The sequence below is a fragment of the Marinobacterium ramblicola genome (assembly GCF_019084545.1).
GTDB classification, from domain to species: Bacteria; Pseudomonadota; Gammaproteobacteria; order Pseudomonadales; family Balneatricaceae; genus Marinobacterium_D; species Marinobacterium_D ramblicola.
Window position 1 is genome coordinate 77,676 of sequence record NZ_JAHREP010000008.1, and the last position, 25,599, is coordinate 103,274.

The following is a 25,599-nucleotide window of genomic DNA, read 5'->3' on the forward strand; positions in this document are numbered from 1 at the left end:
TGATTTATATAGGAGATAAACGAAAGCATCGCTGTACCAGAGATGCAACGCTGAATGGATCGGAACGCCCGAGATCACTCACCGGATCCCGGGCATCTGACCAATGGCATCCAGATCAAGGCGTGGCATTTCCCGCTTCGGCATCGTCCCGCGGCAGCTCAAGACCACTCAATTTACGCTGGTACTCCTGGGTTACCTGACGGGCCTCCTCTCTATCGCTGACCGCAGTCGGCGTGATCAGCACCACCAGTTCGGTACGGTTCACACTTTTTCCCCGACTACCCAGGGCCAGACCGATAATCGGGACATGGCGCAGCAATGGCACCCCCTCCCCCGAATTCTGGCGAGTCTCGCGGATCAAACCGCCGAGCACCAGGGTCTCGCCGCTTTGCACGGCGACACTGGTTTCGATCCGCCGCTGGGTAATGGTCGGAGAGTCGATATCGGAGGTGGTGGTTTGTGCCACGTCGTTGACCTCCTGGGCGATATCCAACACCACCATGCCTCCGGCATTGACCCGGGGCGTCACCTCCAGCATGACGCCGGTATCGCGGAACTGGATGGTACTGGTGATGTTGGATTCGCTTGAGGTGTTGGTGGTTTCGGAGGTCCGTACCGGTACCTGATCGCCCACCTGGATGGTGGCGGTGCGGTTATCCAGCACCATCAACGATGGCGATGAGATCACGTTGATGCGGGAGTCCCGTGCCAGCAGGTTCAGCAGCGCGCGAGTACCGGCAGCATCGAGGATCTCGTAGCCGGCGGACGCGCCAAACTCGCTAAAGGATGTGGGCGAAGTAAAGCTACCGCTGCCGATGGTACCCACGCCACGCTTGCCACCTCCGAAATGGTTCTTGAAGAACCATTGCAGGCCATACTGCAGATCGTCCTCCAGTGAGACCTCGACAATGGTGGCTTCGACCAGTACCTGCAGCGGTAGTACGTCGAGTTTCTGGATCGCTTTATATACCTTGTCGTAGTCCTCCGGCGAAGCCATTATCAGCAGCGCGTTGTTCTCGCTATCGGCGATGATGCTGACATCCTCCACCTCCACGCTGGAGATATCGCTGATGGCCGGTCTGAGTCGATCGACGGCCCCCGTGTCCGTCTCCTCTCCATTCTCCGCAACTGCGGGTGCGGGAGCTGGGGTTTCGCTCCTTTCCGCTGCATTCCGTGCCTCGCTGCGCTGCCGGCTGTCGAATAGCTGCTGCAGCAGCTCCGCCAGACTCTCCGCCTTGCCGTTCTGCACATAGTAGACATACATGCCCAGCCCCTGAGCCCCCTCACTACGGTCGAGGCGGCGGATCCAGACCTGGGCATCATGCAGATATTTTCGCTGCGGCGTGATCACCATGATCGCGTTCAGGCGTTCGATCGGCAGGAAGGAGACCAGCCCGGCCAGAGGCCCCTCGGCATCGGCTCCGAATACCGCCTCCAGTTCGCTGACCAACTGCTCGGCCTCCACCGATTGCAACCGAAACAGCCCCACCGACATCCCCTGCAACTGATCAACATCGAACAGATTGATCGTTTCTCGAAGGTTCGCCAGCTCGGCTTGTGTACCCGCCAGCAATAGCAGGTTGCGGCGGTCGTCGGACTCCATCACCCCCTGACGCGGTTTCAGCGGCTCCAGTATCTTCAGCATCTCCTGTGCCGCGATATATCGCAGGGGTACCACCAGCATCTGATAGCCCTTGTCCGCCGTCAGCTTGGTTCGCACTGCCAGCGCGCCCCCGGAGGCGTCATCGGCGGGCACGATATCGTAAAAGCTGCCATTGTCGATCAATATGGCACCGGTAACCTGCAGCAGCTTCTCCAGGGTGGGGATCAGCGCTGCACGACTTAAAGGCTGACTGGTCTGCATGTTGATCAAGCCATGCACGCGTTCATCGAGTATGTAATTGCGCTGCAGAATGTCGCCCAGTATGGTTTTGACCACCTCCCCGATCTCGACCCCCTGGAAGTTGAACGTGATATCTCCCTCAAGATTTTGCGCTATCCCTTGACCGGGTCCACTTAGGTTGAAGAACTGACCGTTGCCACCGTAGAGTTCATCCAGCGGCGGAGCATCACTGCCCTGTTGTCCCTCCGTGGCAAATCGGGGGGTATCGCCTTCGGTCACAGGCGAGGAGGCTGCTCCCGTTCGCAGTCGTTGCGTGTACTGATAGGCTTCACGCGCAGTGCCAAACGGCGAATCCAGTGCGCCGTCGTTCTGTTCTGTCAGTGCACAGGAGCTGAGCAGCAAGGCACAACTCAGCACCAAAACCAGTGTTGACCGGGTATTCATTGCGAACCTCCTTTCAGCGCTTCGACACGCTCTCTGACCTGCTGCGCCGCACTCTGGGTGCGCTCCTCAATCGAGGCGGGAGCCTGATCCTCGCCAACCTCTTCGTCCGTCGAGGGCTGCTCGGGTTGGGGCGGCGGCAGCTCGCGGGGCTCGAAAACCTCCATCCGCACGCTCTGCTCGCCGTTATTCAATGTCACGGACTGAGGTTCAATCGATTCCACCAGCCAACTCTGATCCAGCGGCATTCCGTTATTAAGGCGCAGCTTGCGCTCACCATTGCGCTCTGCAAAAAGGGCCTGTGGCTGCTGATCCACCAGCACGACACCGGTAAGCTTCCAGGTTTCACGCAGTGTCGACTCGGAGCTGTCGCCGACCACCGCTTCCGAGGGTCGCCGGTTCACGCTGAACAGCGGCCTCTGCACGATCTCGTCGAACGCCTCTCGTGGCGGCATCTGGGGTAATCCATCACCGGACTGCATTTGCTGCACCGAGACCGCAGCAGGATCACTCTGTTGCACTTCCATCTCCTGCTCCGCCTCTTGGGCTTGTACGGGCAGACCCAGGGCGACCAGCAGACCGAACAATAACCTGATCACGGTGCTACCTCCTGATGAGCAAAGCCCGTCATCTCGAAGCGAATATCCAACGATGGAACCTGCTGGGCGCGCATCCGCTCGCTGACCACGCGTCGCACCAGGCGCGGGTTGGATAGAATCGCCAGCTTGTCCAGCACCAGCACCGGCCTTCCGGACTCGAGGCTATACAAGAGATCCACCAGCTCCGGCAGCTCCGCGCGCATACGCACTTGAACCGTTACCGTCGGGATGGGGTCTTTACCGTCCGCGGTCAGGATCTGGGTACTCACTACATCGCCGCCACTTTGCGCAACCTGTCGATGCAGCTGCTGCTGCAGTGTTGCAGCGGCCAGTGCCGGTGTTGCCTCATTCAGATACCAGTCGGATGTAGGCTGGCTGGAGTGCAGTTGCTCAAGCGTCTGCTGGTCTTGCGTCATCCCCTGCTGAAGCCGTTGGTACACGGCAAGCCGCGTGTTCAGAGCATCCAGCCGGTCACTGCTCTCGCTCCAGCTGAGCCAGAGCGGCACCAGCAGAACCCGCAGCAGGACCAGCACCACCAGCAACAGCAGTGCAATCGCCAGTAATCGGCTCTGCCCCTTGGTCAGTGATTTCATGGCGCGCCCTCCTGCGCCACGCTGAGCGTCAGCGCAAAACGCTCCTTACGCGTGCGTGGGTTGATGGTGACCGGTGCCGAAAACTCCGCCTGGCCGAACAACTCGGACTGCTCCAGCAGCCCGATCAGTTCGGATGCACTGGATGATTCTCCCTGTATCCGGATTTCGTTGCCATCCAGTTCCAACCGGTTAAGCCAGGTACTATCCGGTAACAGCCGGGTCATCTCGTCGAGCAGTATTAGCGTCGACGGATGCGTGCTCTTCATCTGCCGGATATATTCGCCCCCCGCCTGCAACGATCCGATCTCCGATTTCAGTTGCCGCGCCTGCTCTGCCAACGGCTCCTGCACAGCTACTTCGGCCTCCAGTGCGGCGATCTGCCGATCGCGTTGATAGAACGCAAATGCGACCAGTGCGACCAGGGCCAGCAGCAGAATCGCCGGGAATCTGATCCGTGGCGTGGCCAGGGTTGTAACCTGGTCGCTGTCGAGCAGGTTCAGCGTCCGGCGGTCCTCTTCCAGCCCTTCCGGTAACAGGTAGTCGGGCTTCAATCCCGCATCGTTCAGTGCCTGCAAAAGCGGTCGCCGCTTGCTGTCGGGCAGCACAAACAGCTCAACGTCGATCTTCGCAGTGGCGCGATCACGATGGAGAATACGGTAGCCATAACCCGCCTGTGCCGAGCTGAACGGCGTGTGCCGATCCAGCTCATAACCCAGCACCGAGGACATCCGAGGCTCGGTCGCAGCGGGCAACGAGATCACCTTGCATAGCAACTCGCCCGGCGGCACTGTCACCAAGAGTGCCGACTTGCTACCCAGAGTTCGCCAGGTCGTGAACAGGGGATGTCCGGCGGCCTGTTCCAGTGGTATCGCGATCCGCTTATTGCCCTCGTTGACCTCAAGCACGCCGCCGCTAAACCGGATCGTCCGCTCTCGCCCCCGCAGACGTTGACGCCAGTTGGCAGGAATCAACTCCGCCAGCTCGCGGCACCACCAGTGCCAAAACAGGCTCAGGGGAGTAATCACTGCCGACCAGCCCTGATAGATCTGCAGTTTCAGACCACTGCTCATGGTTCACCTCCATCAGTACTGTCCCGCCCTGGCATCTCGGCAGTATCGAACAGTGTCCGCTGTTTCCTGACCGCCGGTAATCCACCGCGAACCGTAATCAACGCCTGTTGACGGACCTCGGTCCAGGGCCCGATTCGTGCCCAGCTCTGCACGCTGTAATTGACACCGGAGCGTGAGGCATCGATGTAGAGCGAAGCATCGAATGGCAGTGTTGGCATCGCTTGTTGATCCAGCCAGGCCTGACGCCGATCATCGATGAACTGCTCGACCGCGATTTCGCTTGCTCCCGGCAGTGCCATCAGCACGTCGAAGGGCGCAAACAGAGGATTGATTGCCCGTGTACCGTTATCCACCGTCAGGCTCCAACGTATCCGATCGTAGATTCGGGGCGTCATCCCCAACACCTGGGCCAGTTCTTCGATATCGTAGAACTCCCGGTTGGCCGGACCGCGGCTACGTCCGGCGGCCAGATACTCAGCCTCCTCGGCTCCGTTGAGTCGGATCAGATCGTCAGCGTCACGCCAGTCCTCGATCGCCGCCACCAGGGCCTCACGCCGGCCATCGTCTTCGACCACCAGAGCCAATAAACCGTCGAGCAACTCGGTGGGGGCGTAGTTCAGATCCACCTTGCCGCTCTCATCCTGTAGCGACACCCACAACTCACTGCTGCCAAGTAGCATGCTGTGCCCTGAGCCATCGGCAAGCCAGCGTTCCGTGCCGCTGCGCTGCAGATTCCACAACGCCCAAACGATGCCGCCATCGGCCGCCTCTGCAGCCACGATTGCCTGTTCGTTGTTCTGCGTCTGGCGGGCGAAGCTACGCCCCGAGAGCGTCAGGTTGGTGACCAGCAGGCTCAGCAGCAACAGCACCCAAAGTACGCTGATCAGTACCACTGCCCGCTGCCTAGAAGCCAAGGACACGCACTGCATAGGCGTACTCCTTCAGACTAAAGCTGAGCTCCTGCCAGGCAGGCAACAACACAGGCGTGTCACTTTGCTCCGCATCAGAGGTCAACATCAGGTCAACCCGCATCGGTAACTCATTGCTCTCGATCCAGGACTCGCTGAGTTCAGCAAGCTCACCCGGTCGTGCGTGCATATACCTGAAGCGCAGTTCCGGCTCACTCAACGCCATCAAACGGTAGGATTGGCGTGGCGCCGGCAGCGGTTCCTCCAGCCCGACCTCGGGCTCCTCTTCGAACAGCAGCGACCAGTCCACGATCTCTTCGCTGCGAAATGCCCGCGTCTCAAGCACCAGCGCAGCCGACTCATCATCCTCGCCCGGCTCCAGTCTCAGGCGATACCAAAGAAGAGAGGCATCCTGGCTATCTGCGCGAGCGGGAGCGACAAAGATCAACTGGTCCGAATCGCCTCGAAACGCGCTCTGCAATATGCTGTCAACATCACGTACCCGCTCATTACGCGCCTGACCGATCAGGCGGCGCAGCAGCTGCTGCACCTGATACTGCTCAGCGATCTGTGTCTGGCGCCGCTCCGCCGCATCCCACCCCTTCGCGGTCAGACGCAGGCTGGTGAAGATCAGCGTCATTACCAGCCCCGTCAGGAGCAGCGCGATCAGCATCTCCATCAGCGTAAACGCCTTTTGTCGGTACCTGTTCATTGCTCACGTGCCAGTCTTAATGTATTCAATGTCAGCTGTTGATATGGCTCCCAGGTCACGCTCAGCTCAATTTCGTAGGCTTCCGTTGCCGATATCTCCGGCTGTTGCGCCTGCTCGGGAAACTCGAACAGTCTGATATCCAGTTCCCAGGCGAAACGCTCATCCTCGAACTGCCCACTGCGCCTGCCAGGCACCAGCTCCGATTCGGCCAGAACCCGCGCCAGTTGCGACTGCGCCAGTACCAGCGCCTGCTGTCTCAGTGCCGCCCTGGAGGTGATATCCAGTGACAGCGAACTCAGACTCAGGATGACCCCCAGCATCATCGCCAGGATCACAAACGCCACCAGAACCTCCAGTAACGTGAAGCCAGCCTGACGGGCATTTGTCTCACCCCTTCGCATCGATCCATACCCCACCGATCAGGCTGTCGATATGTACCCGATACAGCGCGGCACTTTGCCCGGGTAAACTCAGCTCCAATTCGCCGCCGCTGCTACTGCCATCGGGATAGAACTTCAACGTCGGCTGTTCACTAAACGGGTCTCGCCAGGCATTGGGCAGCGCCTTCTCGTTTAGCCTTACGTCGATCCCGTCGGGCCACTTCGCCCGTATTTTTCCCTCGCTAACAAAGCTGCGTTTCTCTGCATCGGCTTGCAGACTGATGATTCGGCTCTGACTGACCGCCTCGCTCCTCATCTCCCGCAGCAACGCCGCACTCTGCCGTGCAAAGGCCTTCAACTCGCTGCCGGGCAGCACATTGCCGATATTCGGTGCCACCAGCGCCAGCATCAGTGATGCGATGACCAAGACCACCAACAGCTCGAGCAGCGTCATGCCCCGCTGCTTGCAATCACTCCCAGTTCGATACGTCGCTGTTCTCACCCTCGCCCCCCTCCCGGCCATCAGCGCCGAGGGAATAGAGGTCATACTCGCCATGCTCACCCGGGGAGCGGTAGTTGTAGTCGTTACCCCAGGGGTCCTGGCGCACCACGCTCTTGCTCAGGTAGGGCCCATTCCAGTTGGAGGCGCCGGAGGGCGCGCGGATCAGTGCTTCGAGCCCCTCCTGAGTGCTGGGATAACGACCAACCTCGAGCCGGTACAGGTCGAGCGCCGCGCCGAGCTCCTGGATCTGCAGTGCCGCGGTCTTGGTCTTGGATGTACCCACATGGCGCAGCACCTGGGGACCGACCAGACTCGCCAGCAGGCCCAGAATCACCAGTACCACCAGCAGTTCGAGTAGCGTGAAACCCAATACTGGCCGCCTCTGTGCTTTCTTGTGTTGCATATATTCTTCCTCTACTTTTGGCATCAGCTCAGCCATCAGATCAGGCCCTAAAGCGGCAGCTCGTTAATCGACATGATCGCCACCAGAATCGACATGATGATCCCGGCGATCAGCACGCCCAGGCCGACGATCAACATTGGTTCCAGGATCGTCAGCATCCGCTGGATGTTCAGCCCGACCTCGCGGTCGTACAGCTCCGCCACCTTCAGCAGCATCTCGTCCAGTTGCCCGGTCTCTTCGCCGACCTGGATCATCTGGATCGCCAGCGGCGGAAACTCACCGGTGGCGTGCAGCGGCTCGCCGAGCCGGCGCCCCTCGCGGACGCCATCCGCCACCTGGGCGATAAGCGACGCCAGATGCTGGTTGACCAGGGTGCCTCTGGCAATCTGCAGTGCGTTCACCATCGGCACCCCGCCATGCAGCAGGGTGCCCAGGCTGCGGCTGAAGCGCGCCGTCTCCATACGCTGAATCAGCCCGCCGACCAGCGGCAGGTGCAGCAGCAGACGATCCCAGCGCAGACGCACATCGGCCTGTTTCAAGCGTTGACGGAACACCACTCCTGCCAAGATCAGCCCAATCAGAATCCAGGGACCGAACAGGCGCACAAAATCCGCCATTACCATCACCACACGGGTGGGCAGCGGCAGCGCTTCGCCCATATCGGCAAAGAGCTGTTCGAACTGGGGGATGACATAGGTGAGGATCACCACCAGAGAGAGGATCGCGACAAACAGCAGGATCATCGGGTAGAGCAGGGCCGAGAGTACCTTCTCGCGCAGCGCCCGGCTGCGCTCCAGGTAGAACGCCATGTCCTGCAGCCCCTCAGCCAGACTGCCGGCGGTTTCGGCGGCGTGAATCATGCTGACGTAGAACGCAGAGAACAGGCCATCCTGCTCTTTAAGGGCATGTGACAGGGAGCGTCCGCGCTGCACCCCCTCCTCTATGCGCTTGAGCAGCGCGCGCTGTTCCGGGTCGTCGCTGACCTTGGAGATAATCTGCAACGCTCGATCCAGCGAGAGACCTGCGCGCATCAGCTCGGCCAGATCCTGAGTGAACTGCAACACCCGCTGCTGCCGACTCTTGCCCCCCCTCTCCAGTTTCAGGAAAGACGCCAGGTTTAACCCTGCGCCGGCGGGTTCCACCAGCAAGGGGATCAACCCCTTGCCCTGCAGTTGGCGTACAACACTCTGGCTGTCGCGGGCCTCCAGCTCTCCCTTGAGCTCTTCTCCCTCCTGGGTGACGGCACGGTAGATAAACTGGGGCATAGACCATCACTCCTGAGTCACCCGAATGACTTCTTCAAGGTTGGTCAGCCCCTGCAGCGCCTTGGTGCAGCCATCTTCATACATGGTACGCATGCCGTTGGCCCGTGCTGCATTCTGAATGCGGCCGCTGTCGGCATGATCGAGCGCCAGACGGCGGATCTCGTCGTTCATCAGCAGGAGTTCATGGATCACCAGGCGGCCGTGGAAGCCGGTACCCTGGCACTGATTGCAACCCGGCGCACGCCAGAGTCGTATCGGCGTTTCACCGGCGAAACGCTGCAGACCTGTCTCGCGTACCAGCTCCGCCAACGGCTCATAGGACTCGCGGCAGTGGGGACAAAGCAGGCGCACCAGGCGCTGTGCTATCACCGCATTCAATGTGGAGGTCAGCAGATAATCCTCGACCCCCATCTCCAGCATACGGGTGATGCTGGAGGCGGCGTCATTGGTATGCAGGGTGGAGAGCACCAGGTGACCGGTCAGCGCCGACTGGATGCTGATGCGAGCGGTCTCCAGGTCACGCATCTCACCAACCATGATCACATCCGGGTCCTGTCGCACGATGGAGCGCAGGGCGTTGGCGAAACTCAGACCGATGGAGGATTTCACCTGGATCTGGTTGATCCCCTCGAGCTGGTACTCCACCGGATCTTCGACGGTGATCAGTTTGCGTTGCGGTGTGTTCAGTTGATGAAGTGCGGTGTAAAGCGTGGTGGTCTTGCCGCTACCGGTCGGACCGGTCACCAGGATCATGCCGTTGGGGATCGCCAGCAGGTCATTGAGCTGAGCCCGACAGGCATCGGTAAAACCCAGCGACTGGAAATCGAAGGAGATACTCTCCCGGTTCAGCAGCCTCAGCACCACGCTCTCGCCATGCATGGTGGGCACGGTGGAGACACGGATATCGAGATCCTTGCCCTGTACTCTCAGCTCGATACGTCCATCCTGGGGCAGACGACGCTCGGCGATATTGAGCCGTGCCATGATCTTGAGGCGGGAGATCACCGCCGGAGACAGGTGCACCGGGGGCGCCTCGCCCTCCTGCAGCACACCGTCAACACGGTAGCGCACCTTGAGCCGACTCTCGAACGGCTCGATATGGATATCGGAGGCGCGCGCCTCGACCGCTCGCTGGATGATCAGATTGACCAGCCGGATCACCGGCGCACCGCTGGCCAGGTCGAGCAGCTCCTCGACGCTCTCCTCCTGCTCCTCACCCGGCGACACATCGGCCAGGATATCGCCCATCTGGCTCTGCCCCTCGCCATAGAGCTGATCCAGCGCCTGCAGAATATCGGAGCCCGATGCTACGCGCGGCTCCACCGCCACATCCAGTGCCAGTGACAGCGCCTCGCAAGCGTAACGATCGAGAGGATTGGCCATCGCCACCGGCAGGCGCTCGCCCTCCGGCTCCAGCGGCAGCAACTGATATTCACGCAGGAACCTGAGCGACAGGCGCTCGTCCAGTGCCCGATCCTTGGGAAACTGCTCTTTGCTTATCAGGGGGAGCTTCAGTGCTTCGGCCAGGACGGTGGCGACATCTCGCTCGGAAACCAGGCCCAATTTAACCAGCAGAGGAGTAAGCGGCGTCGGCTCCGATTGCCCGCGCTGCATCTGATTGACCCGACTCAAGTCGACTTCGCTGAGGAGTCCCCGCTGTACTAGAATTCTGGCAAGTTCCTCCTCCTGCGGATCCGGCTGGGTTGGCAATGTGTCATTCATCATCGCCCTTCTTGCCCATAAAAACGGGCTCCGTATCCTTAAACTACCGGGAGGTGTAAAGCTGACGTAACAGTTGCAGGTTCAGGAGACGCACACCACCTCTCGGGTATACAGACACTATAGACGGGGGTAACGGATTTGCATCGACCGTCAAGTATTTATTGTCGAATCAGGAGACCGGTAGCGACCGCCGATCCGGGTGATCCGGACGCTGCGCTTCACCCAATACCCAGCCCGTTTCCGTTTTCAGAAACTGGCACAGCTGTACCGGATGAAACTCGCCCAGATTACGCTCCATATCCCAACGTTCGATCATCATCTCCTGCCCTGGTCTGCGGATATCGATCAGGTTGAAGGAGTTGGGCGCCCCCACCCGCGTGCGCGAAGAGACGCAGGTACCGGCGAGCAGAAAGACCAGAGTTGGTTGCAGTGACGGATAGAGATGTTCGGAGGTTCGCATCAACGGATCGTGGATATGGCCGCCCATCACCAAGTCGACACCGTAGTCGTTCAGCACACGACAGATCCCCTCGGCATCGCGGATAACGTTGTGGCGGTCCTGATGGCGCCTGCAATCCACCGGGTGGTGAAACAGGGCAATACGATGACGCGCCGGCGTGCGGGTCAGCTCGTTCAGCTGTTTCGATAATCGTCCCAGCGCCAACTCGCCATTGCGGTGACGCCAGCGCGGTGCCGAGTTCAGCGCCAGCAGCTGTACCCCCTTATCACTCCAGGCAAAGGGCGGCAGCGTGAAACGCTCGCTAAAGCGCCCGTAGGGGGAGAATATCCGCCGACCAAGATCCCAGAGCGGGATATCGTGGTTGCCCGGCGCTACCAATACCGGAACCTCCGGCAGCCTGGCGACGAACCGATGTGCGCTATCGAACTGAGACGCCGTGGCGCGCTGGGTGATATCGCCTGAAAGCACCACCAGATCGGGCACCAGCTCCGAGATCCGCTCGAGCAGTGCATCGCAGACTTGCGGTTGCTCGGTACCGAAATGGGGGTCGGATAGATGAACGATGCGCATCACGCCCGCCCCTCGTCAGGCGCCACCACCCAGAGTGCACCGGTTTCGATGCTGAATCTCAGCGGTGTTTCGATTCTTAACCGTTCACCGTCGAGCACAACGGTGATACGCCTGCGGTCGGCACGAATCTCCAGCCGATCGGTATAAAAGTGCTCCAGACTGTTCTCATCCCTGAGCCTGCGCATCAGGCCGCGCAGACTCAGTCGAAACAGCGCCCAACCGCTGACCGGTTTCATCACCACGACACCGAGATTGAGTGCGTCACGCTGATGGTCGAAATCCAGATCCACACCGCGCAGCTGAAATGAGTTGATACCGACGAACACCATCGGGCTTTGCAGGGTGCGCTCCCGATCGCCGGTGCTAAGCGTCAAACTCATCGAGCGGTAGCGGCGCATCAGGGTCAGTAACGTGGACAGGATCGCCACCATGCGGTGTCGGCCGAAACGGCGCGTATGCTGCTCACGGGCGCGGATCATCCGCGCATATAGGCCGAAGCTGGCGTTGTTGTTGAAGATACGCTGGTTGACCCGGCCCAGGTTGACCCGTCTCGGAGTCCCCTCCAGCGCGAGCTTGATCGCGGCATCGGTGTCGAGCGGAATGTTCAGGTTACGGCTGAAGAAATTGAAGGTGCCGGTTGGCACCACCGCCATCGGCGTATCGGTACCGCATAGCGCTTCGCTGACGGCGCGGATGGTACCATCGCCACCCACCACCAGCACCCGCCCTTGATCACGACCCGCCGACTGGCAGGCCTCCTTGATACAGGCATGGAGTTCTCGTTTGTGCCGGCCCAGATGAAGCCGTGCCGGAACGCCCTGCGCCCGACAATACGCCAGCGCTTTCCCGGCAACCCGTTCAGCCTGGCCCTGTCCGGAGTGGCCGTTGGCCAGGATATGGACCGTCCCCTTTCCGCTCATCGTTCCTCGCAAGGCAACACCCTGTTTTAATAAGAGTTTATTGCCTGAACTCTGTATTACCAACCAACCGATGTGCGAGACCGGGATAATCGGCGATCTTCTTGGTATGGGACAGGTCCGGGTCAGCCCACCGTTTGCAGTCCAAACCGGCTTAGCTGCATCTCCTTCAGGCGGCTCAAGGTTCGTCTGAAGGCGAACTCCAGATAGCCCTGTGGATAGAGCGAATCCAGGGGTACCGCCGCCTCAAGATAGAGCGGAACGCCGCGGTCGTAACACTCATCGACCAGAGCGATAAACCGGCGCACGCCGTTATCGCGGAGTGACAGCGGCGGCATCTCGCGGTCACCGGTATCGACGCGCTCGGCCGCATCCTCGGTACCGCGGGCGATCCCCGACAGATGTTGTTCGCTGACCAGCAGCGGCAGATCGCTCAACAGGATGTGCTCAAAACGGTCACACAGCGCGATATAGTCGTTGGCCCAGAGCGGTGCTTCGCACAGTTGATCGTAACTGCACCAAAGCACCTGTGCATTCTGGCTTAACACGTCGATACTGCGATCACCGATCATCAGTGGCTGAGTATGCCCCCTCTCCCCGGCAAGGCGTTCGAACAGTTCGGACATCAGCTCCGGCTTGCCGGCATCCCGTATCCAGTACCGCTGCGTGTGCGCCCCGGGATGCAGACGGTGATCCTCCGGGCCGCGCACATCGACGATATCCATATGCTTCTCGATGGCAGCGATGGCGGGCAGCAGGCGATCGCGATGGTGCCCGTTTGAGTAGAGTTCCTGCGGCGGCTGATTTGAGGTCAGCACCAGCACCAGGCCGTTGTCGAACAGCAGACAGAACAAGCGGCCCAGGATCATCGCATCGCCGATATCATTGATGAACAACTCATCCAGACAGAGCACGCGCAGCTCCGCGGCCAGCTCCCTCGCCACCCTCGCCAGCGGATCGCTCTGACCGGTCAACTCGAACAGACGCTTGTGCACCCAGCGCATGAAGTGATGAAAATGCTGACGCCGCACGGGAACCGACAGCCCCTCATGGAAGCGGTCCATCAGCCAGGTTTTACCGCGCCCCACCGGTCCCCAGAGGTAGACACCGCGCGTGCTCTTGCTTCGGGGCGAATGCAACGCCTCATAGCAAAGCTGCAACCTTTCCACGGCCTTGCTTTGTGCCGGGTCATCGACAAAGCCCTGTCGCAGGGCGCGCTGGTAAATATCACGGGGGGAAAACGACGACACAGGCTGCTCCGTTCACAAAACCGGCCAAATCATCCCGTCTTGAACCGACGGAGGCAAGCCTTGGAAGATGATTCCGTGCGGGCCTGAGCATAGCAAAGACAGATAGAAGCCAATTGCTCTGAGCCTTCAATATCGGACTATCCTGAGCCAAAAACAAAAATCATTTCTTCTAGAGATATAAATAGATATTTCAAAAATCAGTTTTGATCAGCCGAATCGTTTATTTTACAGTTCATCTGTTTGGGCACCCAGTCGAGGAACAGCGCTGCCACGCTCTCCCCGGTCAACGCTCCTCCGGTTTGGAGTGGATGCTCGATTCAAGCCAGTGAACGGTTTGCCGAGTCACCAGCATGGTCAACAGTACTCCCGCCGCGAAAATATACAGCCCGTAGTGCACCTGAACACTGACAACCACACCCAGTTTGACGGTCACGATCAGCATCGCGACTACCATCACATCCAGCATCGCCCAGCGGCCATACTCATGCATCACGTGCAAGATCCGCCTGGTTCGGCCGTTGGTGGTGCCCAGTGTAAGCAGACGGACCAGCAGCCCCAGTTTGGCCAGCGGCAGGATTACACTGAAAAAGAGTATCAGCAGAAAGATCGGATACTGGCCTTGGGTCCAGAGTTTAGCGATGCCGGTCAGAATCGATATCTGTTCATCAAAGAACCAGAGCCGGGTCAGAGTCAGCAAGGGTGTTACCATGCCGACCAACAGCAGAATACCGGCGAGGAGCGCCAACCATTGCAGATAGCGGGGACTTTTCAGCACAGCGAAGCCCCGGACTGCCCCCGCAAGCGGTGGCTACTGAAAACGCTGAGCGTCAGCCATAGCCACGCCGGCACTCGCGGCGGATACTTGAGCTCCAGAGACATGGTGTCGTTCCATCCTTTTACCCTATTTCGGGTGCAAGGATACCAGATCCCGGGCGCGCTTAGTCCCGTCTGACTGCCTAGAGTTACTCTGCGTTCAACTGTGCCAGCTTGTCCCTGATCTCATCGCGGCGTCCGCGATCGGCCAGTTCACGGCCAATGCGGGGCGGTGCGTCTAACGCTTTCTCAAACACCGCTTTCGCCTCCTCCTTGCGCCCCTGGTCGAGCAGGAAATCGGCGTAGAAGAAGTTGGAATCGATACCATCCGGGTTCAGGCTCAGCGCTTGCTTCAGCAGCTCCTCGGCTTTCTTGTCGTTGCCGAAGCCTACCGGCCAGCCCGGCACCTGGTAGTAGAGCGATCCCAGACTGGTATAGGCGCTACCGTCCAATGCGGAGGGGTCGACCTCAAGCGCCGCTTCCAATCGGCTGCGCGCCTCCTTGACCAGCGACAGCGCCCCCAGACCGCCCTTTTCTCCTGCATAGGTGCTGAGCACAATCGCATCCCAGATCAGCAGCTCGGCACTGTCGCCATTCGCTTCGGCGTAGCCACGGGCGCGTTCGGCCAGCTGCTCGAACGCCTTCTCCCGCTGCTGCTCAGGCAGCTCGTACTTGATATGGGCCCAGGCCTGCTGCAGCTCGCCAACCTTCTCCATCGCGTCTGCGGATGTCGCGGCCCACAGAGCGCCACTGCCCAGGGCCATCCCCAGCGTTAACAGCTGTACTGCTGACTTAACATGCTTCATCTCTCGCTCCTCGCTTCTATGGCATGACGGCGGATGATATTGAGTTGCCCCCGGATCGCCCGGGTAACCGGGGCACTGTTCAACTTGTTGATCAGCACAAACAGGCGTTCCGGCCAACCGATATAGGTTTCGTCCCGCTCCCGCTCGATACTGCGTATCACCTCGGTGGCAACCCGCTGCGGCGAATCCATACGGTTGCCGAGAATCTGGTTCATCGCCCGTACCGACTCGGAGTTCAACGCCGTGTCGGTGGCTCTGGGTGCCACATAGAGCACCTTGGTATTGGTATCGGAGAGCTCACGGCGCAGCGCCTCGGAGAACCCGCGCAGGCCGAACTTGGCCGCCGAGTAGGCGGTATAACCGGGGTAACCGATGGCGCCGAACGAGGAGCCGATGTTGACGATCAGCGCCCTCTCCTGGTTGAGACGCGCCAGCAGCTGACGAATCAACAGCATCGGCACCAGCAGGTTGATGCCGATCTGCTGTTCGATCTCGGCTTCGCTCTGGTCCACCAACCAGCCCAGCTGGTTGCTACCGGCACAGTTGATCAGGATATCGACCCGTTTATCGCCCAGCCGATAGGAGAGTTCCGCTCGCGCTGCAGAGTTGTTCAAGTCAACTGCCAGGGCACTGTGCCCCTCCCCCGCAAGCTGGTTGCACAGGGCATCCAATGGTTCCTGACGTCGACCCAACAGGGTCAATTGCGCACCTTTTTCTGCCAGCGCCAGTGCCAGCGCCTGACCTATGCCGCCGCTGGCTCCGGTCAGCAGCACCTGTTTTCCATTCAGTTCCATACAGACCTCAAGCCGCCTGTGTACGGGGCAGCGGTAGCTCCATGAACATATCGCCATACAGGCGATACACTACATTGGCACTGTGGATGATCGCCCGCTGATCCTCGACGCCATCGACCCGGTCCATCAGCCCCTCAAAGAAGCGGATATGATCCTGATCCAGCTCGCCGTGGGAGGTCAGGTAACGCATGGCGCTGTCGGGCAGCCCCAGGCACTGCTGAATGATCTTCGCCAGCGGCGTTGCGATGCTGACGCTGGTGCCCTCGAGCACCTGCACCATGCCGAAAAAACCCAGTGGGTTGCCGCGCTGAATGCAGTCATACAGATAGGACACCATCAGCTCGATCGACAGAGAGGGCTGCCCATTACGCACGCTGTCCGGATCGACACCGCACGCCGCCAGGTCGCTCAGAATCCACTCCTGATGGCCCAGCTCCTCCTCAATATATTCGGCGATCGCTTCACGCAGCCATTCATATTCAGGCCCCAGCCGACCGCCACAGGCCATCAGTAGCGGTACCGTGTGGCGCACATGGTGATAGGCCTGAGTCAGAAACGCGATGTAGGTATCCAGCGAGACCTCGCCACGCGCGCAGGCCCGGATTACCGGTGCGTTGAGTAACCGTTCACGCAGCGGCTGAGTCTCCTGCTGCAGACGTTGAAAAAATCCCATGTATCTCTCCTCAAACTTCGCCGCTCCTGCGCATCCATGCGCCCGCGGCATACCGTACATCCTGTACATAGAGTGCTTCGATAGCGTCGCGGTAGCGTGTCTGAATCTGCTCCCGCTGCAGTCGCCCATTTGCGGTCAGGCATCCGTTGTCGTAACTGAAGGGGTCTTTCACCTGTATCCAGCGTTGAATCCGCGCATAGTCCGGCAAACGTGAATTAAGCTGATCGAGCCCGGCTTGCACCAGGTCGAGTTCACGGCTGACGATCAGGGCCACGTTGTAGGGCCGGGAATCGCCGATCAGCGCGATCTGATCGATGCCATCCAGCGCCAGTGCCTCGGACTCCACCCACTCAGGCGACAGGTTGCGACCGAAGCTATTGATAAAGATGTTCTTGCGCCGTCCACTGATATGCAGGTAACCATCCGCATCGAGATGGCCGATATCGCCGGTGGCCAGCCAGTCGTTACCGGCACGACGCTCGTCACCGAGATAACCGAGCATCAGGCTATCGCCACGGATGTGAAGCTCGCCGCTGTCATCGAAGCGCAGCTGCAGATGATCGAATGGACGTCCGACACTGCCGATACGCGCCTCTGCCGGGGTATTGACGGCAACCACCGAACAGTTCTCGGTCAGGCCGTAGCCCTCGTGTACCGGTAGGCCCAGGGCCTGGGCCTGTTCGATCTGGGCCTTCGCCACCTTGCCGCCACCAACGGCAATGAATTTGAACTGCTGAGCCGATAAGCCGCCGGCGGCGGTCACGGCCAGCAACGCCTGCAGTAGCTGCGGAATCAGGATCAGACTCTGCGGCGCCACCTCGGTGATAGCGGCAGCCCAGTGCAAGGAATTGAAACCGCTGGAGCCCTCGAACCCCAGTCGCTGCATCCGCCGCAACACCACCTCGGCACCGCTGCGCAGCGGCACATCGACACCGGCGATATTCTCCAGCAGCGTTGCCAACGGCAGGGTCGCCAGATGCCGTTCGACCGCCAGTGGCCGCAACCGATCGTTCAATGCAACCGCTACACGCTCGATGTTCGCCGCGGACAGACAAACCCCTTTAGGCCGCCCCGTCGATCCCGAGGTGAACGAGATCCGTGCGACCCCGTTCAGATCCGGTCGTGAATCACCCGGCTCGAGGCTGATCACCCGCAGCCGCCGAAGCTCTGCGGGCGCTGCTAGCTGGGCGCTACCCGGCCAGGGAATCGTCGACTCGACCACCATCAGGTCGACGCCCGCCTGCTGGAGAAGATGAGCGATCTGCTCCTGAGAGAAGAACAGCGGTACCGGCACCATACAGATACCGGCGTGCCGCGCCGCCAGATCAAGCAATACCCAATCGACACGGTTGTCGAGCATGACCGCCAGCACTTGGCAGCCGGTATCGGTCAACCAGCGCGACAACGCCTCCACCCGCAGCCAGAGCGCCGCCGCATCGAGACACTGCTCGTCATCGCTGACCATGCGTTTTTTGGGCGTTGTATCGGCCGCGGCTCTTAACCGTTCAAGCAGCCCCTCGGGTTGCTCTTTTTGCAACGCTTCATGCGGTCCCGACATGTTCAGCCCCCTGCATCGTCCGTCGAGCAATGGCCAGCCCTCGTGCACGGCTTCTTACCACCCGCCTGGCTTCCAGCTGAGCAAGACCGGGCATCGCCTGGGCAATGGAGCCTGCCAACACCTGGGGCGCACAGTCGTAGTAACTGCCCCAACACCCGGCGTTAGGTACACGGGACGGATCGGCGGAGGCCAGTGTGACCAGCTCGACACCCAGGCGGCGAAAGCTGTTTTTAAGTGTGGGGGTGGAGGTAAAGACGACCCATTCATAGCCGAGGCGATACAGCAGCTTGGCCAGCATCGGTATCAACAGCCGGGTTTCGCCCACATTGCCGGCAGCGAAATTGCCCAGCTCGATTACGCCTGAGCGCGAAACATCGGACCCGACAGCCTGCTGCAGCGCCTGTTCGACCGACTGATCCAGGTAGTGCTCCAAAAACATGGCGCCGCTGCTACCCGGCGATAGTCCGACGGCTGTCTCCGTACCATGAAGCCAGAGCAGGAGCGGCATGAAATGGTGCAGCTCTGCCCCATACACCTGTCGGTAAGTCTGGCGTATCCGCGCCTTGACCGGCTCCGCAGACGGGCTGTCCGAAGCCAGCAGTTTGAACCCTGTATCCTGCTCTTGCCAAAGCGCAGTATTCCCGGTGAACCGCATAGATCTCACCCCGATTTAAGATGCTTGCAGCTGATTAAAACGGGGGATACTTAAGCGAATATTAAGCGGTTCCGGAAAAGCTGACACCGATCAAACAACCTATCAATGTCACAATTGTCACCATTTGGATATTGGACATATACTTGTCGCGAGATCACTGATGTCGGAGTAAGGCAGATGAATACGGCTCGACTAGTCGCGTTACCGCTAATCACCCTCGCGGTTAGCGCCTGCGATGGACAACAGGAGCCCGGTTCCAACAGCACCAACGGCATGGAGTTGTTCAACTACTACTGCGCGGGTTGTCACAAGGAGAGCGGTAACGGCTCTTTTCTCGAGGGGATTCCGGCCAACAGAACGACCAAGATGACCGAAGCACAGGTAACCCAACTGATTCTGCATGGCAAGACACAGATGCCGGATATGCCCAGCTTCTCCCAGCTGAGCGAGCAACAGGCACGCAATATTGCCCAATACTTGCTGCGCAAGCTCGCAGTGAAGTGAATCAGTCTCAGTCGACCCACAGGGTCGACAACTGCCGCGCGATCCCCAGCACACTGACGGCAATCAATACTATGCCCAGCACACGAAAGAACAGGGGTGTCTCGCTGCTGACCACATAGCGGTGAAAGCGCTCGCCAATCAGGTGACCGACAAAGGCGCAGGGCAGCAACCAGAGCTGATGAATCAGCTGCAGATCCACCCCGGCGATGATGAACGAGGTCATCTTGATCGCGACCAGGATGAACCAGAGCACAAACAGGGTATCGCGCAGCTGGTGTTTGGCGACATGGTTGGCATAAACCGCGACGATCAACGGCGCACCGATCAGCGAGGTGCCGCTGACATAGCCGCCCAGCGCCAGGAACAGGTTGTCGACCCAGGGCCGGTTGCTGCGAAAAGGCCGATTCAGCACATACCCTATGGCATAGACGATAACGATCATAAAGATGATGCTGCTCATGATCTCGCCCGGCAGAGTCAGCAGGCCCAGCACGCCGACCAGCTTGGGGATGATCATGATCTTCATCGAGTGACCGAGATAGCGCCAGTCGATATTGCCCTCGCCCGGCTTGTCACGCTGGGCGCGGTGCCCCTGCCAGGCGATCCAGGAGGAGAAGATCAGCAGATGGATGGAGATGACCGGCAGAAATATCAGGGGTTCATTGAGGATCAGCAGCAGAAACGGCAGCGACAGCACCGCACCGCCAAAGCCCAGTCCGGATCGAACAAAGCCGCTCCACACGAAGCACAGGCCAATCAGTGCATATTGCCACCACAGCAGATCCGTCATCTTCCCCTCCCGCCGGACACAAAAGCGCCCAGCTTAACAGGTCTCGATGACGGCCAGAATGCAGCTGGGTAAAACTTTGCCGCCGCATTCTGAAACCGGGTTCGCGCGCCGGTCAGCGGCGCGATTTAAGTACCTTGATGCCCGAAGGTCGGGTTCTCATCCTCTGAAGATACTGGTCTAGCGCTCCACCTGTCGGGATCAGATCCGGGCCGATCGGCAAGCCGCTGATATAGTCGAGCATCGGCGTCAACAGCGCGTCGGCCAGGGTGTATTGGTCAGCGGCGATGAATTCACGCTCACCAAGCAGCGCCTCGACACGAGCCAGCGCCTTGCGCGCCTCCGGTATCGCCTGCTCCACCGCATCCATGCGCACGCTGCCGTTCTCGCCCTTGGGAAAAGCGAATTCCAGCAGCAACTTACGCACCAGCGCTTGATCGATATACAGCGCAATCTCGGCCGCGGTCTGATCGACCCGGGTACGCTCCCAGAGCTCGTCCGGCTGCAGTGCCGGGCCCTCGAATGCAGCATCGATATAGCGGCAGATCACCGCGGTTTCGAAGATGACCCGGTCGCCGTGGATCAGCACCGGTAGCTTGCCGTGGGGGTGGAGCTTGAGATGTTCTTCGCTCTTGAGGCCGATACTCTTTCCCTCCAGCTCCCGGCCGACGGTGTAGTCGATCCCCTTCTCCTCACAACAGAGCATGACAGCGCGCACGAAGTTGCTGAATGTCGGCCCAAGAATATGCAGTGTTGCCATGGATGGTCTCCCTTTCCGATTCGATTTGTCCGCTGTATCCTCACAGTTTTCACAATATGTTCAAGGTCATATTCTGCCAGACCCTGACGCCGACAGCAGAGGATCAGCACCATGAGCTGGAGCCCCGATCACAAGGAACGCAGCCGCCAACGCATCCTGATCACCGCTGCCCGCCTGTTCGCCCAGCAGGGGTTCGATAAGGTCAGCATCGACCAGGTGATGAGCGAAGCAGGCATGACTCGCGGCGCCTTCTACGCGCACTTCTCCTCCAAGAGCGAGCTTTATGGTGAAGCGATTCTGGCGGCGGCACGCAACGCGCGGGACTCAAGACTGCGCCCGGGGGCGGAACCCGACAAGCACCTGGAACGGGTGGTTACCGCCTACCTCAGTGGCGAGCACATCAGCGGTGACAGCCTGCACTGCCCGCTGGCGTTCCTGGTCAGCGATATCGCCCAGCGCGATGAACAGGTCAGGGATATTTGGACGAGGGTATTCCGCGGCCTCGTCGAGGTAGTCCGGCAGGAGCCGGATGAGCAGGGCTACGCACGCGCCCTGCAACGGGTGGTGATGATGATCGGAGGGGTCGCGGTCGCCCGTGCGCTCAACGATGACAGCCTGTCGCAGACATTGCTTGAAACCTGCCGCTCGGCAATTCTCGACGACATCCTGTGCAGGGAATCAGGCGATGATCACGCAGATCGCGCCCACAACGATGAAGGCAAGGCCCCACAGGTCGCGCGTGCCGAGCTTCTCGCGGAACCAGCGGGCTGATATCGCCAGCGTAAACAGCACCTCCACCTGGCCGAGGGTCTTGACCATCGCTACCGTCTCCAGGCTCATGGCGGTAAACCAGCCGATCGAGCCCAGACAGCTGAACAGGCTGGTCAGCATCACCGCTTTCGGTCTTTGCCAAAGCGCGACAAGGGTCTGCCTGTCACGTATCAACAGCCAGGCCAGCAGCACCAGCGTCTGAGTCGAGATCACCCAGAGCAGCACCCAGGCCGCGCTGTGCGGAAAGCTCAGCTCCAGCATCAGTGCCGCCTCACGCACCCAGAGGGTGGTCAGGGCGAAGCAGAGTCCACTCCCCAATCCGGTCAGCACCGTTTTCAGTGACAGTTCGTGAACCACATGGGTATTGCTCATCAGCCAGACCGCCAACGCACCGATCAGCACGCCGATCCAGGCCAGCAGCGTCAACGGCGCGCTGAAGAACAACGCGCCGAGCATGGCGGCGATTACCGCTTCGCTTTTGGCCAACCCCACGCCCACCGCGTAGTTGCGCAGGCGAAACAGCATCACCATCAATGCAGTGGCAAATATCTGGGAGACCGACGCCGCCAGAATAGTCAATATGAAAACACTATCGAAGCTCGGTACAGCCACCGGTTTGAACCCGTACAGCAGCGCCAGGTAAAGCGCCGCCAGGGGACTGGCCCAAAGAAAACGCGCCAGCGTCACACCGGCCGTGTTCACCTCTTTGCTCAGACGATTCTGGAACGCATTGCGCCAGGACTGCATAAACGCGGCAAAGATCGTGAACGGTATCCATAACCCCATGAAAATACTCATCCGTTACAAAAAGTCTGCATTCTATCCAGCCGGTTACGAGATTTCTGTATAAAGTTTTCGCCAAATCGATCGATTACAGATGAAATGCAATAGAATTACCGGTGCCACTCCCAAAATAAAAATGGACCTTTTGACTCACGGACGAATACCACCAGAACCGTAAACTGAGTCAAGCCTGATGAAACTCTCGCACAAGATCGCCCTGGTCAGCTCAACCATCGTAATCCTCGCGCTCTCCCTGCTTTCGTTTATCCAATATCGCAACGTCAGCGATGCGCTATACAACAATATGGCGCGTAACGTCAGCGATTCGAGCAAGATTCTCGGCAACCAGATCACCAACTGGTTGAACGGCAAGCTGCGCCTGGTCGACCTGATGTCGGAACAGATCAGCGCCGACTTCAGCCGTGAAACGATCCAGAGAACCTTTGACGCCCCCCTGCTGCAGCGGGAGTTCGATCTCGTGTTCGGCGGACTGGACAGCGACGGCAAAGCGATCACCAATGACCCAGAGTGGAACACCGATGGTTGGGATGCGCGTGCCCGCCCCTGGTACCCCTACGCCAAGGGGAACAAGCAAGCGGTACTGACCGCCCCATACACCGACTTCGACAGCGGCGACATCCTGATCTCGGTAGTTGCCAACCTGTACGACAAGGGCAAATTCATGGGCGCCTTCGGCGGCGACCTGAGCCTGAAAACGGTCTCGGATGCACTGAACACGCTGAATTTCAACAACACCGGCTACGCATTCCTGGTCAGCGCCGACGGCAACATCATCAGCCACCCGGATGCCAAACTGAACGGCAAACCGGTGTCAGAGCTCTTTGGTACCAAGCCTGCGCTCAAGTCGACGCTGCAGGAGGTTGCAGTGCGCGAAACCTCGGTGTTCACCGCCTTCCATCCGCTCAAGGGGTTGAGCGGCAGCAACTGGTTGATCGGCGTAGTGCTGGACAAGGAGAAGGTGCTGGCCGACGCGGCTCAGTTTGGCTGGCTGGCGCTGATCGGCACGCTGATTACCGCCCTGCTGACCTCCGTCATTCTCTACCTGACCCTGGTCGGCCAACTCAAGCCTTTGCGGGAGCTAAGCGCCTCGCTGCGCGAAATCAACAGCGGCAACGGCGATCTTACCCGCCGCCTGAATATCTCCAGCAGTGCCGAGCTAAGCCAGGTATCCCAGGAGTTCAACCAGTTCCTGGAGTTCCTGCAGACATTGATTCAGCACATCAAGTCGATCTCACAGAATGTGCGCAGCAACACCGGCATGACGGCGGAATCCGCTACCCATGCGGCGCAATCACTGGAGAAACAGCTGTACGAACTGGACCAACTCGCCACCGCCATGCATGAGATGTCGGCCACTGCCCACGAGGTTGCCGGCAGTGCCCAGCAGGCCGCCGATGCAGCGTCCGACGCAGAGCAGGCCGCCGAGGATGGCGCCCATATCGTCAATCAGACCACCGGCTCCATCGACAGCCTGGCACGGGACATGGAGGATGTGGTGCATACGATCAATGCGCTGTCCGGCTACAGCAACAACATCGCCTCCATCCTGACCGTGATCACCGACATCGCCGAGCAGACCAACCTGCTGGCACTGAACGCGGCGATCGAGGCGGCTCGCGCCGGTGAACAGGGCCGTGGCTTTGCCGTCGTCGCGGACGAGGTGCGGGCGCTGGCATCACGCACGCAAAAATCCACCGACGAGATCCGGGCGATGATCGATCAGTTGCAGACCGGCGTCGGCAGCGCCGAAGCGGTGATTCTCAGCTGTCGCAACAAGGCATCCGATACCAGCTCTCTCGGCGCCAAAGCGGATACGGCATTAAGTACCATCCGCGAGCGGATCCAACAGATCAACCTGATGACGGTGCAGATCGCCACCGCAGCGGAGGAACAGAGTGCCACCGCCGAGGAGATCAACCGCAACACCACCAACATTCGCGATATCAGCCGTTCGGTGGCCGATTCCGCCCAGGAACAGAAGCAGAACTGTGCGCAGATGAACGAACTCACCGCACAACAGGACAGCGAGTTGAACCGGTTCAAGGTTTAACCGCGCAACGACGCCCTGAGCCAGCGGGCCAGGGCGTCGGTCCGCTTGTCTCCCCTCCCCTGTGGCATCCAGAGCCCCAACCGCGTCGGAGTTTCGATAAAGCCCCAGGGCGCCACAAGCCGCCCGGTACGCAGATCCTCCTCGACCAGGTAAGCCGGCGCGATGGCAGCGCCCAAGCCCACCAGTGCCGCCTCCAGCATGTAGTTGAGGTGTTCAAACTGCTGATCACGCCGCATCCTGGCGAGATCCAGCCCCATGCTGTCGAACCAGATCGGCCAGGCCTGGGCGCGAGACTGGGTATGCAGCAACGGCAGCTCATACAGGCAGGCGGGATCATCCGCACTCCGCCCCGCCAGCAGCTCGGGCTTCATCACCGGCCCCATCAACTCCGGTGCCAGATCGATCACATCGGCGTCGTTGGGCCAGGGAGGCTCAGCGAAACGCAGCGCCGCATCCACTCCCGGTCCCAGCGGCCACTGCGCCTCTTCGCTGGCGGTCAGATGCAACTTCAATTCCGGACACTGATGCTGCAGCCTGTCCAGGCGCGGGATAAACCAGCGCGCCAGAAAGCTGCCGGAGCAACTGAGCACGATGGGGGCATCGGCCGCACGACGTTTCAACTGATCGCAGGCCTGAGTCAGCTGTTCAAACGCCTGTGAGGTTGAAGCACGCAACAGCTCCCCCTCCGGCGTCAGCACCAGGCCGCGCCCCTCGCGCTTGAACAGCATCACGCCCAGCTGCTCCTCCAACTGGCGCAGCTGCCTGCTGACCGCACCGTGCGTGACATGCAGGGTCTGTGCGGCACGTGTAACACTTAACGCCCGTGCTGTTTCATTGAACGCTCGCAACGCATTCAACGAAGGTAAGGGATCACTCATAGCAAATCCAAACCTGTCAGTTTTTCTCACAGATTAGCGCAAAATAATCGATTTTCACACGCTTTAATCTCGACTAACCTTGAGTCCATACAGATACCGCTATGGAGCCTT

At 59.9% G+C, this 25,599-nt stretch carries 27 protein-coding genes; 3 read left to right on the forward strand and 24 right to left on the reverse strand.

Annotation, left to right across the window (positions count from 1 at the left end):
• Positions 1–115 precede the first annotated feature (115 nt).
• The 20 genes from gspD to KQ940_RS07995 form a co-directional block, all read right to left on the reverse strand.
• Complete coding sequence (gene gspD, locus KQ940_RS07900; RefSeq protein ID WP_217412892.1) at positions 116–2,287, reverse strand: type II secretion system secretin GspD; 2,172 nt, start codon at positions 2,285–2,287, stop codon at positions 116–118.
• Positions 2,284–2,883, reverse strand: coding sequence for a hypothetical protein (locus KQ940_RS07905; RefSeq protein ID WP_217412893.1), 600 nt, complete (start codon positions 2,881–2,883; stop codon positions 2,284–2,286). Before KQ940_RS07905 ends, gspD begins: the two co-directional genes overlap by 4 nt.
• A complete protein-coding gene (gene gspM / locus KQ940_RS07910) occupies positions 2,880–3,476 on the reverse strand; it encodes a type II secretion system protein GspM (RefSeq protein WP_217412894.1) in 597 nt (198 codons plus the stop codon). Before gspM ends, KQ940_RS07905 begins: the two co-directional genes overlap by 4 nt.
• Positions 3,473–4,546 (reverse strand): PilN domain-containing protein, encoded by a 1,074-nt coding sequence (locus tag KQ940_RS07915; RefSeq protein WP_217412895.1) that lies wholly within the window; start codon positions 4,544–4,546, stop codon positions 3,473–3,475. Before KQ940_RS07915 ends, gspM begins: the two co-directional genes overlap by 4 nt.
• Complete coding sequence (locus KQ940_RS07920) at positions 4,543–5,475, reverse strand: type II secretion system minor pseudopilin (protein ID WP_217412896.1); 933 nt, start codon at positions 5,473–5,475, stop codon at positions 4,543–4,545. Before KQ940_RS07920 ends, KQ940_RS07915 begins: the two co-directional genes overlap by 4 nt.
• Positions 5,450–6,166, reverse strand: coding sequence for a PulJ/GspJ family protein (locus KQ940_RS07925; protein ID WP_217412897.1), 717 nt, complete (start codon positions 6,164–6,166; stop codon positions 5,450–5,452). The genes KQ940_RS07920 and KQ940_RS07925 overlap by 26 nt, the downstream gene beginning before the upstream one ends.
• Positions 6,163–6,567, reverse strand: a complete 405-nt coding sequence (locus KQ940_RS07930; RefSeq protein ID WP_246589864.1) for a type IV pilus modification PilV family protein — start codon at positions 6,565–6,567, stop codon at positions 6,163–6,165. Before KQ940_RS07930 ends, KQ940_RS07925 begins: the two co-directional genes overlap by 4 nt.
• The gene (locus KQ940_RS07935; protein WP_343222633.1) at positions 6,554–7,102 is read right to left on the reverse strand and encodes a GspH/FimT family pseudopilin; all 549 of its coding nucleotides are present in this window, start codon (positions 7,100–7,102) and stop codon (positions 6,554–6,556) included. The genes KQ940_RS07930 and KQ940_RS07935 overlap by 14 nt, the downstream gene beginning before the upstream one ends.
• Positions 7,017–7,451 (reverse strand): type II secretion system major pseudopilin GspG, encoded by a 435-nt coding sequence (gspG, locus tag KQ940_RS07940; RefSeq protein WP_217412899.1) that lies wholly within the window; start codon positions 7,449–7,451, stop codon positions 7,017–7,019. The genes KQ940_RS07935 and gspG overlap by 86 nt, the downstream gene beginning before the upstream one ends.
• A 47-nt stretch (positions 7,452–7,498) precedes the next feature.
• On the reverse strand, positions 7,499–8,716 hold the full coding sequence (locus tag KQ940_RS07945) for a type II secretion system F family protein (RefSeq protein ID WP_217412900.1): 1,218 nt from the start codon (positions 8,714–8,716) through the stop codon (positions 7,499–7,501).
• 6 nt (positions 8,717–8,722) lie between these two features.
• Positions 8,723–10,438 carry a type II secretion system ATPase GspE gene (gspE, locus tag KQ940_RS07950; RefSeq protein ID WP_217412901.1) on the reverse strand — a complete coding sequence of 572 codons (1,716 nt, stop codon included), beginning with the start codon at positions 10,436–10,438 and terminating at the stop codon, positions 8,723–8,725.
• Positions 10,439–10,607: 169 nt separating this feature from the next.
• Positions 10,608–11,468: a metallophosphoesterase family protein gene (locus tag KQ940_RS07955; RefSeq protein ID WP_217412902.1), complete on the reverse strand. Its 861-nt coding sequence runs from the start codon at positions 11,466–11,468 to the stop codon at positions 10,608–10,610.
• A complete protein-coding gene (locus tag KQ940_RS07960) occupies positions 11,468–12,388 on the reverse strand; it encodes a diacylglycerol/lipid kinase family protein (protein WP_217412903.1) in 921 nt (306 codons plus the stop codon). The genes KQ940_RS07955 and KQ940_RS07960 overlap by 1 nt, the downstream gene beginning before the upstream one ends.
• 122 nt (positions 12,389–12,510) lie before the next feature.
• Positions 12,511–13,635, reverse strand: a complete 1,125-nt coding sequence (gene zapE / locus KQ940_RS07965; protein WP_217412904.1) for a cell division protein ZapE — start codon at positions 13,633–13,635, stop codon at positions 12,511–12,513.
• Between the two features lie 283 nt (positions 13,636–13,918).
• Positions 13,919–14,410 (reverse strand): paraquat-inducible protein A, encoded by a 492-nt coding sequence (locus KQ940_RS07970; RefSeq protein ID WP_343222634.1) that lies wholly within the window; start codon positions 14,408–14,410, stop codon positions 13,919–13,921.
• Between the two features lie 187 nt (positions 14,411–14,597).
• The gene (locus KQ940_RS07975; protein WP_246589866.1) at positions 14,598–15,254 is read right to left on the reverse strand and encodes a tetratricopeptide repeat protein; all 657 of its coding nucleotides are present in this window, start codon (positions 15,252–15,254) and stop codon (positions 14,598–14,600) included.
• Positions 15,251–16,048, reverse strand: a complete 798-nt coding sequence (locus KQ940_RS07980) for an SDR family oxidoreductase (protein ID WP_217412905.1) — start codon at positions 16,046–16,048, stop codon at positions 15,251–15,253. Before KQ940_RS07980 ends, KQ940_RS07975 begins: the two co-directional genes overlap by 4 nt.
• A gap of 7 nt (positions 16,049–16,055) precedes the next feature.
• A complete protein-coding gene (locus tag KQ940_RS07985) occupies positions 16,056–16,721 on the reverse strand; it encodes an iron-containing redox enzyme family protein (RefSeq protein ID WP_217412906.1) in 666 nt (221 codons plus the stop codon).
• A gap of 10 nt (positions 16,722–16,731) precedes the next feature.
• A complete protein-coding gene (locus tag KQ940_RS07990; protein ID WP_217412907.1) occupies positions 16,732–18,279 on the reverse strand; it encodes an AMP-binding protein in 1,548 nt (515 codons plus the stop codon).
• The gene (locus tag KQ940_RS07995) at positions 18,263–18,934 is read right to left on the reverse strand and encodes a thermostable hemolysin (RefSeq protein WP_217412908.1); all 672 of its coding nucleotides are present in this window, start codon (positions 18,932–18,934) and stop codon (positions 18,263–18,265) included. The genes KQ940_RS07990 and KQ940_RS07995 overlap by 17 nt, the downstream gene beginning before the upstream one ends.
• Before the next feature lie 177 nt (positions 18,935–19,111).
• Here KQ940_RS07995 and KQ940_RS08000 point away from each other — a divergent pair, with 177 nt between their 5' ends.
• Positions 19,112–19,438 (forward strand): c-type cytochrome, encoded by a 327-nt coding sequence (locus KQ940_RS08000; protein WP_217412909.1) that lies wholly within the window; start codon positions 19,112–19,114, stop codon positions 19,436–19,438.
• 7 nt (positions 19,439–19,445) lie between these two features.
• Here KQ940_RS08000 and KQ940_RS08005 read toward each other — a convergent pair whose 3' ends face one another.
• Together KQ940_RS08005 and KQ940_RS08010 are read right to left on the reverse strand one after the other, a co-directional pair.
• Complete coding sequence (locus tag KQ940_RS08005) at positions 19,446–20,228, reverse strand: TSUP family transporter (protein ID WP_217412910.1); 783 nt, start codon at positions 20,226–20,228, stop codon at positions 19,446–19,448.
• A 112-nt stretch (positions 20,229–20,340) separates the two neighbouring features.
• Positions 20,341–20,985 carry a glutathione S-transferase family protein gene (locus KQ940_RS08010; RefSeq protein WP_217412911.1) on the reverse strand — a complete coding sequence of 215 codons (645 nt, stop codon included), beginning with the start codon at positions 20,983–20,985 and terminating at the stop codon, positions 20,341–20,343.
• Between the two features lie 111 nt (positions 20,986–21,096).
• Between KQ940_RS08010 and KQ940_RS08015 the strand changes: the two genes are divergently transcribed.
• A complete protein-coding gene (locus tag KQ940_RS08015; protein WP_217412912.1) occupies positions 21,097–21,756 on the forward strand; it encodes a TetR/AcrR family transcriptional regulator in 660 nt (219 codons plus the stop codon).
• Here the strand turns inward: KQ940_RS08015 and KQ940_RS08020 are convergent.
• Positions 21,664–22,542 carry an EamA family transporter gene (locus KQ940_RS08020; protein WP_217412913.1) on the reverse strand — a complete coding sequence of 293 codons (879 nt, stop codon included), beginning with the start codon at positions 22,540–22,542 and terminating at the stop codon, positions 21,664–21,666. The genes KQ940_RS08015 and KQ940_RS08020 overlap by 93 nt on opposite strands.
• A gap of 190 nt (positions 22,543–22,732) precedes the next feature.
• Between KQ940_RS08020 and KQ940_RS08025 the strand changes: the two genes are divergently transcribed.
• Complete coding sequence (locus tag KQ940_RS08025) at positions 22,733–24,610, forward strand: methyl-accepting chemotaxis protein (RefSeq protein WP_217412914.1); 1,878 nt, start codon at positions 22,733–22,735, stop codon at positions 24,608–24,610.
• Here the strand turns inward: KQ940_RS08025 and KQ940_RS08030 are convergent.
• Positions 24,607–25,488, reverse strand: a complete 882-nt coding sequence (locus KQ940_RS08030; RefSeq protein WP_217412915.1) for a LysR family transcriptional regulator — start codon at positions 25,486–25,488, stop codon at positions 24,607–24,609. The genes KQ940_RS08025 and KQ940_RS08030 overlap by 4 nt on opposite strands.
• Between the last annotated feature and the right edge of the window lie 111 nt (positions 25,489–25,599).

What these genes read in the sequence shown, in the direction of transcription:
- KQ940_RS07920 (WP_217412896.1), bottom strand. Translation starts at nt 5,475, where the DNA reads ATGCAGTGCGTGTCCTTGGCTTCTAGGCAGCGGGCAGTGGTACTGATC.
- KQ940_RS07975 (WP_246589866.1), bottom strand. Translation starts at nt 15,254, where the DNA reads ATGAAGCATGTTAAGTCAGCAGTACAGCTGTTAACGCTGGGGATGGCC.
- KQ940_RS08030 (WP_217412915.1), bottom strand. Translation starts at nt 25,488, where the DNA reads ATGAGTGATCCCTTACCTTCGTTGAATGCGTTGCGAGCGTTCAATGAA.
- KQ940_RS08000 (WP_217412909.1), top strand. Translation starts at nt 19,112, where the DNA reads ATGAATACGGCTCGACTAGTCGCGTTACCGCTAATCACCCTCGCGGTT.
- KQ940_RS08020 (WP_217412913.1), bottom strand. Translation starts at nt 22,542, where the DNA reads ATGGGGTTATGGATACCGTTCACGATCTTTGCCGCGTTTATGCAGTCC.
- KQ940_RS07990 (WP_217412907.1), bottom strand. Translation starts at nt 18,279, where the DNA reads ATGTCGGGACCGCATGAAGCGTTGCAAAAAGAGCAACCCGAGGGGCTG.
- KQ940_RS07935 (WP_343222633.1), bottom strand. Translation starts at nt 7,102, where the DNA reads ATGGCGAGTATGACCTCTATTCCCTCGGCGCTGATGGCCGGGAGGGGG.
- KQ940_RS07960 (WP_217412903.1), bottom strand. Translation starts at nt 12,388, where the DNA reads ATGAGCGGAAAGGGGACGGTCCATATCCTGGCCAACGGCCACTCCGGA.
- gspM (WP_217412894.1), bottom strand. Translation starts at nt 3,476, where the DNA reads ATGAAATCACTGACCAAGGGGCAGAGCCGATTACTGGCGATTGCACTG.
- KQ940_RS08010 (WP_217412911.1), bottom strand. Translation starts at nt 20,985, where the DNA reads ATGGCAACACTGCATATTCTTGGGCCGACATTCAGCAACTTCGTGCGC.
- KQ940_RS07985 (WP_217412906.1), bottom strand. Translation starts at nt 16,721, where the DNA reads ATGGGATTTTTTCAACGTCTGCAGCAGGAGACTCAGCCGCTGCGTGAA.
- KQ940_RS08025 (WP_217412914.1), top strand. Translation starts at nt 22,733, where the DNA reads ATGAAACTCTCGCACAAGATCGCCCTGGTCAGCTCAACCATCGTAATC.
- KQ940_RS07915 (WP_217412895.1), bottom strand. Translation starts at nt 4,546, where the DNA reads ATGAGCAGTGGTCTGAAACTGCAGATCTATCAGGGCTGGTCGGCAGTG.
- KQ940_RS07930 (WP_246589864.1), bottom strand. Translation starts at nt 6,567, where the DNA reads ATGCGAAGGGGTGAGACAAATGCCCGTCAGGCTGGCTTCACGTTACTG.
- KQ940_RS07955 (WP_217412902.1), bottom strand. Translation starts at nt 11,468, where the DNA reads ATGCGCATCGTTCATCTATCCGACCCCCATTTCGGTACCGAGCAACCG.
- gspE (WP_217412901.1), bottom strand. Translation starts at nt 10,438, where the DNA reads ATGAATGACACATTGCCAACCCAGCCGGATCCGCAGGAGGAGGAACTT.
- KQ940_RS08005 (WP_217412910.1), bottom strand. Translation starts at nt 20,228, where the DNA reads ATGACGGATCTGCTGTGGTGGCAATATGCACTGATTGGCCTGTGCTTC.
- gspG (WP_217412899.1), bottom strand. Translation starts at nt 7,451, where the DNA reads ATGCAACACAAGAAAGCACAGAGGCGGCCAGTATTGGGTTTCACGCTA.
- KQ940_RS07995 (WP_217412908.1), bottom strand. Translation starts at nt 18,934, where the DNA reads ATGCGGTTCACCGGGAATACTGCGCTTTGGCAAGAGCAGGATACAGGG.
- KQ940_RS08015 (WP_217412912.1), top strand. Translation starts at nt 21,097, where the DNA reads ATGAGCTGGAGCCCCGATCACAAGGAACGCAGCCGCCAACGCATCCTG.
- gspD (WP_217412892.1), bottom strand. Translation starts at nt 2,287, where the DNA reads ATGAATACCCGGTCAACACTGGTTTTGGTGCTGAGTTGTGCCTTGCTG.
- KQ940_RS07980 (WP_217412905.1), bottom strand. Translation starts at nt 16,048, where the DNA reads ATGGAACTGAATGGAAAACAGGTGCTGCTGACCGGAGCCAGCGGCGGC.
- KQ940_RS07925 (WP_217412897.1), bottom strand. Translation starts at nt 6,166, where the DNA reads ATGAACAGGTACCGACAAAAGGCGTTTACGCTGATGGAGATGCTGATC.
- KQ940_RS07945 (WP_217412900.1), bottom strand. Translation starts at nt 8,716, where the DNA reads ATGCCCCAGTTTATCTACCGTGCCGTCACCCAGGAGGGAGAAGAGCTC.